This is a genomic window from Pseudoalteromonas sp. MMG007 (assembly GCF_018100985.1).
GTDB lineage: Bacteria > Pseudomonadota > Gammaproteobacteria > Enterobacterales > Alteromonadaceae > Pseudoalteromonas.
Genome location: NZ_JAGJEI010000003.1, coordinates 12,810 through 28,547, shown reverse-complemented (window position 1 = coordinate 28,547; position 15,738 = coordinate 12,810). Strand labels below are relative to the sequence as shown.

The following is a 15,738-nucleotide window of genomic DNA, read 5'->3' as shown; positions in this document are numbered from 1 at the left end:
GTTAACAAAAAGTTTATATCCCTGCCTCATATAAGTGGTTACACTAGCGCCCTTAAATTATTAAGGCTATTTTTACGGGTCAGCCATGTTTTCGTATTCAAAAAAAATAATAACAATTTGTTTATTATTGGTGTTAATTTTAGTTGTTACATTTTGGGCTGGACGTGCCCACGATTTAGAAAAAGCAACTGCTCAAGCACAGCGTCAAGTTACTTTATTAAATGATTATATAGACACCGAGCTTGCTCGCTTTTCAGCTATTCCTCAACTGTTAACTTATAATCAATTAATGATTGAATTTGCAAACGGGGACCACGCTCATTATAACGCTATAAATAACTACTTAGCCGATATACAGCAAGCAAGTGGCGCATCCGATATATTTGTTCTTAACCCTCAAGGTGAGGTAACAGCAAGTAGTAATTGGCAGGCTGATTACACATTTTTAGGGAGTAACTTTGCTTTTAGGCCTTATTTTAAACGAGCGTTTGCTGGCGAGAAAGTTGCTTATTTTGCGCTGGGTATGCGTTCAAAAGAGCGAGGTATATATTTTTCACAAGCGGTTTATCATAATAATAAAGCTGTTGGTGTTGTCGTATTAAAAGTGAATGTAAGCAAATTCGAAAATGATAGAGAGCTTTTAAATACATCTAAGGGGAGTCATTTTTACTTGGAGCTGCCCGATAATGTGATAGCAATATCAGATATGCAAACATGGCGCTTAAATAGCTTTAATGAGTTTGATATAGCAAAGCGAAGAAAAATAAAATTACGCCGTGCTTATTTAGATCACCAACCAATATATATCAAACAATCTCAGTATATAAGCCAGGGTATTTCACATTTTAAAATTAATAAAAAACGTTATGTAAGTGCCACAAAACCATTGCGTTATTTTAATGCAAGTATGCATATGCTTGTTGATATAACAAAAGTGAATGCGGCCCAATCAACACGACTTTTTTGGGCCACTAGTATTTACGCTTTAATTATTGTTGTAGGTTATAGCTTACTCGCGCGCTTTGCAGGTTATAAAAAGCTAGTTTACTCACGCCATAGCCTTGAGCAAAAGGTTATTGAGCGAACGCAAGAGCTTGAAAGGGCACAAGTAGCGCTTGTTCAATCAGCAAAGCTTGCAACCATTGGGCAACTAAGTGCGGGCATTAATCATGAAATAAACCAACCACTTAGCGCAATCAATACTTACCTTGCCAGTGCCAAACGCTTGCTGGCTAAGCAAAATTATACCGCTTTAGCTGAAAGTATAACGGTAGTTGAGGGGCTAGTAGAACGGGTACATAAAATAGTTGGTCAGTTAAAGCACTTTAGTAAGCCATCACAAACTCAACTAAGGCCTTACCCTTTATCTGGTTTATTAAATAACGCTTTAATGATTGCGAGCTCACAACTAAAGCAAGATAACGTAAACGTAGAGCAGCCTAATTTAGAGGGAAGCTTAATCGTGTGGGTTGACTCACTTAAATTTGAGCAAGTGTTAGTTAACCTAATAACCAATGCTAGCCAAGCGATGAATGGTGCACTAATACGTAAGTTAAGTTTTAAAGTTGAATGCTTTGAAAACCGAGTAAAACTCTCAATTTTAGACACCGGTCCTGGGATTGAGCAACATGCCTTTGGCAATATTTTCGAACCTTTTTATAGCACTAAAGAAGGGAATGGATTAGGCCTTGGTTTATCTATTTCAAAACAAATTATTGATTCGTTTAACGGCTCTTTAAGTGCCCACAATCGACTACAAGGCGGGGCTGAATTTATAATTAGTTTATCAAGCACGCAGGAAGAAGCAGATGATTGAAAACTCACAGTGTAAGCACATCGTTGTCATTGATGATGAAGCAATGATCAGAGACTCGTTAAAGCAGTTACTTACTCTTGAAGGCTATACAGTTGAGTGTTTTAGTGATGCAAGCACAGCGCTGACAAAGCTAAATCGACGTTTTATGGGCGTTGTACTTAGCGATATAAACATGCCTACTATGGACGGTCTGACATTGCTTGAGCAAGTAACGGCGTTCGACAGTGAACTGCCTATCATATTTTTAACAGGGTATGCTGATGTAACTATTGCTGTAAAAGCCATGCAGTTAGGTGCTTATGATTTATTTGAAAAGCCAGTAAACGAAACGCTACTTGATTGCATAGCAAGAGCTTGTGACAAACGCAGTTTAGTCATTCAAAATCGAGCACTCAAACTTGCTGTTAAAAAAACGTCAGCGCCTGGGGTTCGAATTTTAGGCGAAACGCCTAAAATGCAAGACATGATGCATTTGCTTAATACCGTAATTGACACCCCGGCAGATGTAATGATTGAAGGAGAAACGGGAACAGGCAAAGAGCTTGTGGCACGTTATTTACACGATCAAAGCATTCGATGCGAAAGTAACTTTGTTGCTATAAATTGCGGTGCGGTACCCGAGCAACTAATTGAAAGTGAGTTATTTGGTGCGGCCATCGGTGCATACACGGGCGCTACGCATGCAAGAAAAGGTAAGTTTGAATACGCACAAGGCGGCACCGTATTTTTAGATGAAATTGAAAGTACACCCTTGTCATTACAGGTAAAGTTACTGCGTGTATTAGAGGAGCGTAAAGTCACCCCTGTAGGTGAAAACACCCCCATTAATTTAGACATACGTATTGTAGCGGCAACAAAGGTTGATTTACTCTCGCTGGTTGAAAAAGGTGAATTTAGAGCTGATTTGTATTATCGATTAAGCTTAGTAAAAGTAGACATACCGCCACTTAGAGCTCGAAAAGCCGACATAGTATTACTGTTTAAGCATTTTAGCTCTATTGCCGCAACACGCTACCATAAGCCGCCAGCCCCCCTCAATAGTGAAATACAGCAGCGATTATTAGCATACGATTGGCCAGGCAATGTAAGAGAGCTTAGAAACCAAGCTGAGCGCGCTGTTTTATTAGGGGTAGACCTTGCATTTAGTGTTAGCCACACACAGCCTAAAGGTGAGCTTTCACCCGATTTAAATTTATCTGAAAAAGTAGCGTTTTATGAGCAATCATTAATAGAAGAGGCGCTGGAGCGTAATCATGGAAGTATTAAAAACACCATGGATACACTACAAATCGCCCGTAAAACTCTTTACGACAAAATGAGTAAATATAATTTAAACCGCGATATGTTTATAGATTAAATTGTGTGGTTTATGTGACAGTGTGTGTATTTTGATGTGTGGAAAACCACACATTTCTCCTCTTTATAATCTTTATATCATAGTAAGTTGTTGTAATTATTTGATATTTAACTATTGGCAGTAAAGTTGCGTTATTGGGCCTGACAACAAGTAGATTATAATAATTAGGACACATAATGAAAAAGCTTACACACTCTACTATTTTTCTCAGTTCACTTACTAGTATGGCACTTTGCGCATATTCAGCTAACGCAGCTGAATATTCAATTTATGGTAAAGCTGAGGTTCAAATTGCTAATACCGACACCGGCATTATGCGTTATGCAGATGAAGGCACGCAGATTGAAGCACCATTCTCACGTATTGGTATTAAAGGCCAACACACATTAAATGAATATTTTAACGTTGTTTATAAATACGAGGTGCAAGTTAAAGGCTTTGAGCAAGACGATACCGAAGAGCCCTTTAGTGCAAGAAATACATACCTTGGCTTAAAAGGGCAGTTTGGCGAGCTCGTTGTGGGAAGAAACGATACTCGGTTTAAATACTCAGAGGGTAAAGTTGATAACTTTAACGAAACACAAGGCGACATGGCTCAAGTTATTGCAGGTCAAGACAGGCTCGGTGATACGCTAACATACACGTCTAAGTATTGGCACAATACCCAGTTTTCGTTTACTTATGCTCCTAAAGACGATAACAAAGATAATGAAGCCGGATTTGCTGCAACCCTTATTTATGGTGATCGTAGCTTAAAAAATACCTCATACTACTTATCACTCAGTCATGTTGATTCACTAAATAATATTACAGCAAGCAGAGTGGCGGGCGTTTATAAGTTTGAACAATTACAGCTAGGTGCACTATACCAACATTCAGAATCTGTGGATGGGTCAAAATCGGGAAATGGTTATGTACTAAGTGCTAGTTACAAACTTGATAAATGGGTACCTAAAATTCAATTTGCCAAAGATGACTCAACACTTCGCCAAGACTCAGAGGCAAAACAATGGACTACTGGCCTTGATTATGTGTTTGATAAGCAAACTACGGCTTACCTTTTATATACTGACCTTAATTTAGAAGAGCAAGACGACAACAGTGTTGCGCTTGGTCTTAAGTACAAGTTTTAGAGGCTTACAATGACAGACAATATACTGACTCAAGAACCAGATAAGAACAAACATGTGCAATGGCTTTTTTTAGTACTGGGCCCTTTAGTAATGCTATTAACATGTTTACTCGACCCACCTACGGGTATGTCGGTTGCTGCATTTAAAACGGCAGGTTTAGCATTTTGGATGGCATCGTGGTGGGTGAGCGAAGTAGTGCCAATTCCGGCAACTGCATTGCTCCCTTTGGTTATATCCCCTTTGGCTGATATAGCATCAATAAAAAGTGTGGCCGCGCCGTACGCACATCCTTTGATCTTTTTGTTTTTAGGTGGCTTTTTAATTTCTATTGCTATGGAGCGCTGGGGTCTACATAAGCGCATTGCGTTAAGTACCATGTTGTATGCAGGTAAAAAACCAAGTTTACAAATTTTAGCGATGATGCTTGTTACTGCATTTTTATCTATGTGGATGTCAAACACTGCTACGGCCGTTATGATGTTACCGATTGCACTGTCTATTACGCATTTAGTAAAGCAATCAGATCCAAGTAATGAAGGATTTGGTAAGGCATTATTATTATCGATAGCATACGGTGCAAGCATAGGCGGTATTGCAACCTTAATTGGTACACCGCCTAATGCATTAATGGCCGCTTATTTGTCTGATAGCTATCAAATAGAGATTGGTTTTGCACAGTGGATGATCATCGGTGTACCGCTGTCTTTAAGCATGCTAATTATAAGCTGGGTTTGGCTTACTAAGTTTGCTTATAAAGTGGATAAAACAGTAGACAACAATGAAAAGATTGATACCAAAGCGGTATTTTCAGAGCAGTTAAAAAATCTAGGAATAATGCAACGTGCAGAAAAAGGCGTATTGTTTGTATTTGTTTTAGCTGCCCTTTGTTGGATTTTTAGACCTTTATTAGGTGAAGTTACGGGGCTTAAAATTTCGGATACCGCAATTGCCATTGCAGCGGCGTTACTTTTATTTGTTATGCCTGCAAATAAAGGCAGTGATGAGCGAATTCTTGATTGGCAACATGCATCTGAAGTACCTTGGGGCGTTTTGTTATTATTTGGCGGTGGGCTTACTCTTGCATCGCAAATCAAATCGTCTGGGCTGGCAGAGTTTATTGCTCACATGATTGAAGGTGCAAGCGCAATTCCACTGGTTATGAGTGTTCTGGTTGTTGTTGCCTTAATTACTTTTTTAACTGAGATCACAAGTAATACCGCAACAGCCGCAGGTTTTTTACCATTATTAGGCCCCGTAGCTGAGTCTATAACAGGTTCACCGTTAGTATGGGTAATTCCCGCAGCTATTGCATGTAGCTGTGCATTCATGATGCCTGTAGCTACACCACCTAACGCTATTGTTTTTGGTTCAGGTCAACTACAAATGCGAGACATGATACGTGCGGGTTTTGTGCTTAATATTGTGGCAATTGTACTGATCACTATAGTAACAATGACCATAGCAGCCAACGTTTTCAGCTTTTAAACGCTAAATTTCTGCTTCCAACCAACCATATGAGCAGCCTAACATTTAATTAGGCTGCTCTTTATTCACATTAGTTAGTGTTATTGCTCGAAAAACAGAACAAGGTTATAGTTCTGCATAACTTTAAATACTGAGTAACCTATTTTGAGCACTGACACATCCGACGCACAGCCTTTAACTTCCCAGTTTGATGAATTACAACAGCGCTTTAACAAGACGCCCTATTTAGCAGTCAATAAACGCATTGCTGTGTTAAAAACATTACGCGCCCGTATTATTGAACGAGAGCAACAGCTGGTGGATGCCGTTTCAAAAGATTTTGGTTATAGGACCGCATTCGATACTTTACTTGGCGACATACTGCCTACAGTACAAACACTTGCTCACATTATAAAAAAGTTACCTAAATGGGCCAAGCCAAGCAATCGTTCAGTGGGTTTAAGTTTATGGCCTTCCAAGGTAAGTGTTAATTACCAGCCTAAAGGGGTCGTGGGGATTATTGCGCCATGGAACTACCCAATTCAGTTAGCGCTAGTACCTGTACTTACAGCCATAGCCGCAGGTAATAAAGTGATGCTAAAGCTCAGTGAATTTACGCCTCACACTAATGCTGTAATTGAACAAATATTTAAAGATGACATGCAAGCGCACTGTAAAATAATACAAGGCGGCAGTGATGTTGCAACGCAATTTTCGTCGCTCCCTTTTGCTCATATTTTATTTACAGGCTCAACAAGTGTTGGCAAGTTAGTTATGGCCTCTGCCAGTCGTAATTTAACGCCAGTAACACTTGAACTTGGTGGAAAATCACCCGTTATAATTACCCAAAATGCAGATATCAAAAAAGCAGCCCAAGCTTTATTATTTGGAAAAATGGCTAACGCTGGACAAATATGTGTAGCTCCGGATTACGTATTTGTACCAAAAGCGCTTGAACATCAGTTGATTCAACAGCTATGCGAACTCTACAAAAAGCACTTTAAAGACGGTGTAGAAGGTAAAAATTTAACCTCAATTATTAGCGATGCACACTATAAACGATTATCAAGTTATTTAGAGCAAGCACAAGCGCTTGGCGCAAACATCATTAAACCCCTTGATCAAAATCAGCAAGATGCAGAAAAGCATCGAATGGGGCTGCATTTAGTGACTCAAGTGACTGATGAAATGAATTTAATGCAAGATGAGTTATTTGGTCCAATACTACCAATAATGAGCTACGAGACGCTTGATAGCGCCATTGATTATATTAAGGCAAATCATCATCCGTTAGCGCTTTATATTTTGGGTCAAGACAAAGAAGCCCAAGACTATATTATGAAGCAAACGCTTAGCGGCACCGTTGCCGTTAACGATACTTTAGTACAAGTAACCGCTGACGATGTGCCTTTTGGTGGAGTAGGGCATTCAGGCATGGGGCATTATCATGGTGTTGAAGGTTTTTTGACGTTTAGTCATGCAAAGAATACGTTGGTTTCAGGCTCATTTAACCCGCGTATTGGTTTGTTACTTAAGCAAAGTAAACTTATTATTAAATTATTAAAGTGGCTTTATATTAAATAGTAAACAATAAGGTATTAAATTAAAAAGGCTGAACTACACGAGTAATTCAGCCTTTTTACTATCTGCAATGCTTATTAATTTAGAATAAGCGACCTTCACCCGCGTAGGTGCCTGCTTGTATCTTGGCATAAATTGCATCAGCTTTTTCTTTTGCTTCTTCAATTTCTTTAGGTAGCATTTTACGCTCATCGAGTTTACGGCTATGGCTGGCTTCCATGTTGCCGTTATATTCTGCAATTGTGTTCCAAATATACGATTTTTCCAAATCTTTTGGCATACCTAAACCTTCAAAATACATAAGCGCCAAATTAAACTGTGCTAATGAGTAATTATTCGCGGCGGCTTTTTCGTACCAATTGCGCGCTTGCTTATAATCACGTGTAACGCCTACGCCGTTTGAGTACATTACGCCTAAGTTAAACTGTGCAGCAGGCAAATTCTTTTTAGCGGCTTTTTCAAATAAACTCACAGCCATTTGATGATCAAGCTTTACGCCTTTACCTTCGTCGTATAAAACGGCAAGGGCAAACATAGAATCAGGATGATTCTTTTTAACACCTTGTTGATAAAGCGATGCGGCTTTGTAGTAATCGCGTGTTACACCGTATCCACCTTCGTACAGTTTGCCTAGCTCATAAATTCCCGGGGCAAAGCCTTTATCTGCAAGGTATTCAAATTCTTTTAGGGCGACTGCAAATTCACCTTCGTTAGCGGCTCTTATACCATCTTCCAACGTTGCATTAGCAAAAGGGCTAGCGAGTAATACGCCTGCAAGAACGAGTGCTTTTAAATTAAACTGCGACATATTCATGCCTCCAATCAGTAACGGTTATTTAGTAACCAGAGTTCGGGTTGAGAAATACCAATTCGCCATAATACTCAATTAACTTAAGGAGTTAAATTTGACGCTAATGCCGTTAATCGTTCTTATATAGAACAACTAAAGCACGAAATTTTTGCCTCAAATTAGATCTTTTAATTGAGCGAATTGGTTTAAATACTAATTTATAAATTTTTGCACTTTTTTAAGATTATAAACGTTTAATACACAATGACTAAATCGGTTACTTTGATTAAATGCAAAAATGAGTGCATACAGGTATGTTTTACGCCTGCTTTAATAAAAACACAAGGCGAACACTTGTAAGAAAAAGTGTATTAGTCGTACCTTTGTATGCAACTCAATATTAAGCTAAGTATATAGGCTTATGATGTGTAAGGCACAGATATTACAGAAAATTTAATAAAATAAAAAAAGCCCGTTAGGGCTTTTTGGAGTCATATTAACCGTCACTAATATGAGCAATGTAGCAAGTAAATGTGATTCTTATGCTATTACTAGAACCGAGTAATAGTACAAAGCGCAGCGATTTTGTGTTTAATGTGTCAGCATCCTTGCTGTATACGCTTCCATAGGCACTGAGGTCGGTACGCTTTCTTGATAATGATTATTAGTTAGATTAAAGCGTAAGTCAATATGTAAATGATAACTATTACTGATTAACCAGTTTTTTTATTAAGAGATTATCTAACGTATTGAGCTATGGTGGTATTTAAATTTATTTTCTTTAGCAGCTATATTCAACACAGTTAGCGCTGAAAATAGCTGCTAGAGATTGGCTTATTATTCAGCGTTCAGGTTAATTAGTATTGCCATGACCATAAAACTCAAAATAAGGACTGGGATGTTTAATAACTCTATAACTAAAAAAATAATGCGTTCGTGTTTTGCTATTAGCATGGTGTTTTTGTGTAGCTGTTCAGCTTCATTCACATACAACAACTTGAGCTGGCTTTCGTCATTTTGGGTCGATGATTATATCGATTTAAATAAAACACAAAATAAGCAGCTCAAAGAGATTATTACTACAACCCAAGCGTGGCACAGAAGTACCCAGCTGCCTGCTTACAAACAAGATATTCAAAACATTAAGTCGCTTTTTAACAGCACGCTAAGCACCAAGCAATTAAAAGAACAGGTGATTTTTGCCAAAAAACATTGGCAAAACCTACTTGAATACGCACACATGCCTTTAGCTGAACTTGGGGCAACCCTGTCAAATAAGCAGCGGGGTGAGCTACTAAGTAATATTCAAAATCAAATAAACGAAGAGCAAGAGGAGTTTAACGAAAAGTCTCTGCTTGAGCGAAAAAATGAGCGACTAGAGGCGCAATTTGAATATTATGAAAAATGGGTGGATGAATTAACTACACAGCAAAAAACATTAATAACTAAAGCCAACGAGCAGCACAAAGACTCAAAAGCATTATGGTTAGCGTACAAGCAAAATCGGTTAAACGTGGCTATTGAGATATTTGAAAACACAGACTTAACCCAAAACGAACTAATTGCTCAGTTAAGTACAGTAATAAAAGAACGTGAGCGCTATATGAGCGACACGCTACTTAAGACCAATGAGCAAAACCTCAATTTATACATTGATTTACTATACCAATTAAATACAACGCTAAGTGATAAGCAACGACAAAGCGTAAATGATCAATTTGATGAGTTAATTGAGACCTTAGACGATATAATACAAGGCTAAATTACTGAATAGCTTATTTATTAACTGTTTTGTTAGTTTTTTAGCCACAGAGAACGTTTTAGTAAAGGCAATATATGGTTACCGATTTAAAAAGTATTTTAAATACTTGGCATGTACAAAAAGATACTCAGGAATGGGTGTTAGCAACCTTATACAAAATAGAAGGCTCTAGTTACAGAAAACTAGGCGCTATGATGCTTATATCGAGTCTAGGGCAACGGTTAGGTATGCTCTCAGGTGGATGTTTAGAGGCAGATATTCAGCGCCATGCTAAACAAGTAATGAGCACGTTAACAAGCAAAACTATCAGTTATGATGCAACCGATGAGGACGATTTAACATTTCAACTTGGCATTGGTTGTGGTGGCATTGTGCATATATTGTTGCAGCCAGTTCATAAAAATAATGAATACCTACAATTAGATCATGTTTTTACAGCATTGAGTGACAACAAGCCCGGTCAATACTCCCAACAAGTTACTCCAGTTTTACCCCAAGGTAGTGGTGCGTTTACACAAAATGATGAGCAACACGACTTATCGATGAACCGAAAAGCTAAACTCGTTGAAATTAATAACGCAACATGGCTTCAAACATCTATTTATCCACCCCCTCATTTATTAATAGTGGGAGGAGGGGCTGATGCAGTCCCTGTTTATGCGTTAGCAAAACAGCTTGGCTGGAGTGTGAGTGTGTGGGATACACGCGCAGCTAATGCAAAAAGGGAATACTTTAAAAATGCTGATGCTATTTTACGCAGCCCACCAAGCGAATTAAAAGCATATTGTGAAAAGCACAAAGTTGATGCGGCCATATTAATGGCTCATAGCGTAGAACTAGATGCCAGTGTACTTAAACAGATTGCAAACTTACCATTTAAATACATAGGTTTATTAGGCCCTGCGCACAGGCGAGAGCAAGTTTTACAACACGCTAATACCTCAATTAAAAGTATATACGCGCCAGTATTTGGGCCTGTAGGGTTAAATTTAGGGGGGGACTCTCCCGAAAGTATTGCGCTTTCGCTAATAAGTGAAATACATGCAGTGCTTAGTAATAAAAATGCGCAATCATTAAGTAATTGGGGGCAAGAAGCGTGCTAATTGCAAAAGTAATTTTAGCCGCTGGGCAATCATCGCGTTTTAAAGGCTGTAAATTAATCGCTAATGTGGGCTTTGGACAAACCATGGTTGAGCGAGCTGTTAAAACGCTTCAAGCACTTGATGACTCACCTGTGTATGTTGTTACAGGTGCTTGGCATAAAGAAATTGAACAAGCACTTTGTGGTTATAAAAATATTCAGCTTATTGAAAACAAACAGTGGGATAAAGGGTTAGGCGGCAGTATTGCAACTGCGTCTGAGGTTGTTTCTAAGATAAATAACTACGATGGTTTTTTGTTTATGTTGTGCGATCAGGTGCAATTACAAACGCAGCATTTAAGTGAGCTAGTTAAGGGGTTTACGCAAACACCTTCACGCTGGTGTGCAGATTATGGGGAGCGTTTAGGTGTTCCTGCTATATTCCCAGCTGTTGATTTATCCAAGCTTGCAAGCTTAACTTCAGACAAGGGAGCACAGCATTTACTGCGCAGTAAAAACGAAATAGTAAATACAATTAATATAAGCCATGCAAAATTAGACATAGATACGCAAGAGCAGTTAAGTGATTTTTTATCTAAGCATGAATTATAAGCACGCAATAGAAATCAAATTATATAAGTTTTAATAGAAGTTAGATTAAAACTTAAGGTATTAATCAAGGGGCAAGTTATGGTGACATTTACAATTAACGGCAAAGTGGTTGAATCTCACGCAAGTGAAGATACACCACTGTTATGGGTTATACGCGATGAAATAGGGCTAAAAGGTACTAAGTTTGGGTGCGGTATTGCAATGTGTGGTGCATGTACGGTGCATTTAGATGGGCAAGCTACGCGCTCTTGTGTACTGCCAATTGGTGCTATTGCGGGTAAAGCTATTACTACAATCGAAGGGCTAAATAACGAACACCCACTTCAAAAGGCATGGGTTGAAGAGCAAGTGCCACAATGCGGGTACTGTCAGTCAGGGCAAATAATGCAAGCAGCAACATTACTCGCTGCTAACCCAAATCCAACAGATGAAGAAATAGTTAGCCACATGAATGGTAACTACTGCCGTTGTATGGCGTATAAGCGAATAAAAACGGCGATTCAACGCGCTGCTGATGAATCTCAAAGTGTTGTAAACATTTTTGATCCAAATGCCCAAGACGCTTAACTGGAGCCTGTAATGAAAAAATTATTTCAAAAAAATAGCGAAACCGTTAATTTAAATCGTCGCTCGTTTATGATTGGTACTGCGAGCGCAGGTTTGGTGATGGCATTTGCACCGGCTCTGTTTTCAGGCTCGTTAAGTGCCAAAGAGTCAATCACACAGCAAGCTTTTTCACCTACTATTTGGTGGACTATGAGCGCTGAAGGTGCTGTTGAAGTGAGCATTGCTAAAGCTGAAATGGGCCAACATATTGGTACTGCACTTGCGCGTATTGTAGCCGATGAGCTTGAGTGTGACTGGGATAAAGTATCTATTACTTACGTAGATACTCACGAAAAATGGGGTTACATGGTAACCGGTGGTTCGTGGTCAGTATTTCAAAGCTTTAAGCCGCTATCACAAGCAGGCGCAGCGGGCAGAATTGCATTAATAGATGCAGGGGCTGCCATGCTTGGAGTGCCGGCGAGTAAATGCCACGCCAAAAAAGGTCATATTATAGCAGGTGATAAATCGGTAAGTTACGCTGACATAGTTAAAAAAGGCGAATTTAACCGTACTTTTAGTAGTGAAGAAGTAGCAAAACTGCCATTAAAATCGGCCAATAAGCGTCATTTAACGGGGCTAAAACAAGACTTTAAAGCGCTTGATATACCCGCTAAAACAAATGGGTCAGCCGTTTACGGCATTGACGTAGAAGTAGAAGGCATGCTGTACGCGCGCCCAGTTATACCACCAACGCGTTATGGCAGCACAGTAACTAACGTTGACGATAGTGCAGCAAAAGCAATTAAGGGTTATAAAGGTTTCGAAGTTTTGAACGATCCAAGCGAAACCGTTCAAGGCTGGGTTGTTGTATTAGCTGATAATTACCCAAGCGCTATTAAAGCTGTTGATGCAATAAAAGTAAGCTATAAAAAAGGCAAAACAGCCAATATAACTGAAGCCGATATTCAAAACGAAAGTAAACGATTGTGTGAGCAACCTGACTCAGGCACATTATTTGTAGATGAAGGCGATATTAAAAAAATACAAGCCGATGCCAATGAATCATTAGAGTCGATGTACACCACGGCTACGGCAAGTCATTACCAGCTAGAGCCGCTTAATGCGCTGGCTGAATACAAAGACGGGCAATGGATTATTCATACCGGTAACCAATGGCAATCACTCACGTTACCTGCAATTGCAAAAGCGCTTGAAGTAGCCCAAGAGAAAGTCATCATACGTCCTTATTACTTAGGTGGTGGTTTTGGCCGTCGTTTATTTGGTGATTGGACCGTCCCTGCTGCACTCACTGCAAAAGCCGTTGGAAAACCCGTAAAGCTTGTATTTACCCGAGCAGACGATAGCTTGTTCGATCAGTCTCGCTCTGCGTCAGCTGCAAAAATGACAGCATCGTTTGATAAAAATGGTAACTTTACTGGTTTAGAACATGCATTCGCTGCAGGCTGGCCTACTAAAGCAATGGCACCTGGGTTTTTATCTCCAGGGGTTGATGGTAATGGTAAGTTTGATGCATTTTCAGCATCGGGCGCGGATCATTGGTATAGCATGAATAGCCACCGCGCACGTGCCATTAATAACGAGATAGCACAAAGTACATTTACACCGGGTTGGCTGCGCTCAGTTGGGCCTGGTTGGATTGCGTGGAGTCTTGAGTCGTTTATTGATGAAATAGCGCATAAGCAGGGCAAAGATCCGGTTCAATTTAGAATTGACATGCTAGATGGTAAAGGTAAGCAAGCAGGTAAAGCGCCCGAAAGTGTGGGCGGCGCGCTACGCTTACGAAATGTGCTTCAAAAAGTATCAGCCAAAGTCGCCGCTGTTAAGCTTGATGAAGATGAAGGTATCGGTTTTTCTGTCAGTTCTGGTCAGGAACGTACAATGCCAGCATGGCTTGCAACCGCAGCGCATGTTCATGTTAATCGTGAAAGCGGCAAAATAACCCTTAAAAAACTATACGTTGTGGTGGATGCGGGGCTAATTGTTCATCCAGATGGTGCATTAGCACAGGTGGAAGGTTCGTTATTGTGGGGCAGTAGCCTTGCATTACATGAGTCAAATACGTATAAAGATGGGCAAGTATCGGCAACTAACTTCAATACTTATTTACCACTTAGAATGCAAGATGTGCCAGATATGGACATCGAGTTTTTACAAAGTGATGAGTTTCCAGTTGGTTTAGGTGAGCCTGGGGTGATAGGTGTTGCGCCTGCAATAGGGAATGCAATATTTAACGCTGTAGGCGTGCGTTTACGTGATTTACCTATGAAGCCTAGCGAAGTTATGAAAGGTTTAAAAGCCTAAGTAAATATAAATAAGGGGCTAGTTTGTTGCCCCTTAGTTATTATATCAATCCGTATTGTTAAGATTTACTACGGATTGGTAATTCATCATATTGTTATGCAATTATTATGTATCAATAGGTACGGCAACTGTTTTACCTGTTGGTATAAGTTAAGGTTTGTTTATGCTAATCGACCCTACAGGGCGAGAATTTAGTTATTTACGTTTATCTATTACAGACGTGTGTAATTTTAAATGTGTTTATTGTTTACCCGATGGTTACCAAGGCGGCAATGACCGCGGATTTTTAAGCGTTAATGAAATTAGTAATACGCTTAGCGCCTTTGCACATCACGGTATTGAGAAAGTGCGTATCACCGGGGGTGAACCCACACTTCGTAAAGACTTCATAGATGTTATTCGTGCTGCAAAAGATACCAGCGGTATAAAAAAAATAGCAGCCACAACAAATGGTTTTTCACTTCATAAAAATATTCATAACTGGGTTGATGCAGGCTTAAATGCAATCAATGTCAGTATTGATACGCTAGATTCGCGTATGTTTAATACAATTACTGGCCACGATAAATTTGCATCAGTTATGAAGGGGATAGATACCGCACTTGAAACCGGTATTGAATCAGTAAAAATAAACAGCGTGCTTATGAAGCAATACAATGGCCAAGAGTTTGAAACATTTTTAAATTGGATTAAACATCGTCCGGTAACCATTCGCTTTATCGAGCTTATGCAAACAAGCGATAATAAAACATTTTTTGATGCTAATCATGTCTCGGGTCAGTCTTTAAAAGTGAAGCTATTGCAAAGCGGTTGGCAGCAAATTGCGCGAAGCGCTTCTGCAGGGCCAGCTCAAGAATTTGCTCACCCCGATTACCAAGGTAAGATTGGGTTGATCATGCCATACAGTAACGATTTTTGTAGTACGTGTAACAGATTAAGGGTAACCGCTAAAGGCAATTTGCATCTATGTTTGTTCTCTGAAGAAGGTATTTCATTAAGAGAGTATATGAGCGATAACGAAAACGCCGCGCTAATGGATTTACTTTCACGGTATATTAAAACTAAAAAGCCTACCCACCTGCTACACCAAGGCAACACAGGTATAACCACAAACTTGTCTATGTTAGGTGGCTAGTATTTTAGCTAAAAGCTATATTCAGCGTACCTAAAAAAGTAAATTTGTCCCGATAATGTGAGTAACCTATTGTATCAATAGGGTTTATTTCATCAAAGCTTGTTAATTTGTTTTTTCAGGTTACAATTATTTTTTG

12 protein-coding genes are annotated in these 15,738 nt (G+C 39.4%); 11 read left to right on the top strand and 1 reads right to left on the bottom strand.

The window, feature by feature from the left end:
• The first annotated feature begins 85 nt into the window (after positions 1-85).
• The 5 genes from J8L71_RS05735 to J8L71_RS05715 all read left to right on the top strand — a co-directional run bounded on the left by J8L71_RS05735 (position 86) and on the right by J8L71_RS05715 (position 7,354).
• The gene (locus tag J8L71_RS05735; RefSeq protein ID WP_210999686.1) at positions 86-1,816 is read left to right on the top strand and encodes an ATP-binding protein; all 1,731 of its coding nucleotides are present in this window, start codon (positions 86-88) and stop codon (positions 1,814-1,816) included.
• Positions 1,809-3,173 (top strand): sigma-54 dependent transcriptional regulator, encoded by a 1,365-nt coding sequence (locus J8L71_RS05730; RefSeq protein ID WP_210999685.1) that lies wholly within the window; start codon positions 1,809-1,811, stop codon positions 3,171-3,173. Before J8L71_RS05735 ends, J8L71_RS05730 begins: the two co-directional genes overlap by 8 nt.
• 224 nt (positions 3,174-3,397) lie before the next feature.
• A complete protein-coding gene (locus tag J8L71_RS05725) occupies positions 3,398-4,306 on the top strand; it encodes a porin (protein WP_247655224.1) in 909 nt (302 codons plus the stop codon).
• Between the two features lie 9 nt (positions 4,307-4,315).
• Positions 4,316-5,791, top strand: a complete 1,476-nt coding sequence (locus J8L71_RS05720) for an SLC13 family permease (RefSeq protein ID WP_210999683.1) — start codon at positions 4,316-4,318, stop codon at positions 5,789-5,791.
• A gap of 144 nt (positions 5,792-5,935) precedes the next feature.
• Positions 5,936-7,354, top strand: a complete 1,419-nt coding sequence (locus J8L71_RS05715) for a coniferyl aldehyde dehydrogenase (protein WP_210999682.1) — start codon at positions 5,936-5,938, stop codon at positions 7,352-7,354.
• 79 nt (positions 7,355-7,433) lie between these two features.
• Here the strand turns inward: J8L71_RS05715 and J8L71_RS05710 are convergent, their stop codons facing one another.
• Positions 7,434-8,159 (bottom strand): tetratricopeptide repeat protein, encoded by a 726-nt coding sequence (locus J8L71_RS05710; RefSeq protein ID WP_210999681.1) that lies wholly within the window; start codon positions 8,157-8,159, stop codon positions 7,434-7,436.
• An 880-nt stretch (positions 8,160-9,039) separates the two neighbouring features.
• Between J8L71_RS05710 and J8L71_RS05705 the strand changes: the two genes are divergently transcribed.
• The 6 genes from J8L71_RS05705 to moaA all read left to right on the top strand — a co-directional run bounded on the left by J8L71_RS05705 (position 9,040) and on the right by moaA (position 15,602).
• Positions 9,040-9,903 carry a DUF6279 family lipoprotein gene (locus J8L71_RS05705; protein ID WP_210999680.1) on the top strand — a complete coding sequence of 288 codons (864 nt, stop codon included), beginning with the start codon at positions 9,040-9,042 and terminating at the stop codon, positions 9,901-9,903.
• Between the two features lie 74 nt (positions 9,904-9,977).
• Complete coding sequence (locus J8L71_RS05700; RefSeq protein ID WP_210999679.1) at positions 9,978-11,006, top strand: XdhC/CoxI family protein; 1,029 nt, start codon at positions 9,978-9,980, stop codon at positions 11,004-11,006.
• A complete protein-coding gene (locus J8L71_RS05695; RefSeq protein WP_210999678.1) occupies positions 11,000-11,596 on the top strand; it encodes a nucleotidyltransferase family protein in 597 nt (198 codons plus the stop codon). The genes J8L71_RS05700 and J8L71_RS05695 overlap by 7 nt, the downstream gene beginning before the upstream one ends.
• A gap of 78 nt (positions 11,597-11,674) precedes the next feature.
• On the top strand, positions 11,675-12,163 hold the full coding sequence (locus J8L71_RS05690) for a (2Fe-2S)-binding protein (RefSeq protein ID WP_210999677.1): 489 nt from the start codon (positions 11,675-11,677) through the stop codon (positions 12,161-12,163).
• 12 nt (positions 12,164-12,175) lie between these two features.
• A complete protein-coding gene (locus J8L71_RS05685) occupies positions 12,176-14,467 on the top strand; it encodes a molybdopterin cofactor-binding domain-containing protein (protein WP_210999676.1) in 2,292 nt (763 codons plus the stop codon).
• Between the two features lie 163 nt (positions 14,468-14,630).
• Complete coding sequence (gene moaA, locus J8L71_RS05680) at positions 14,631-15,602, top strand: GTP 3',8-cyclase MoaA (protein WP_210999675.1); 972 nt, start codon at positions 14,631-14,633, stop codon at positions 15,600-15,602.
• The last annotated feature ends 136 nt before the right edge of the window (positions 15,603-15,738 follow it).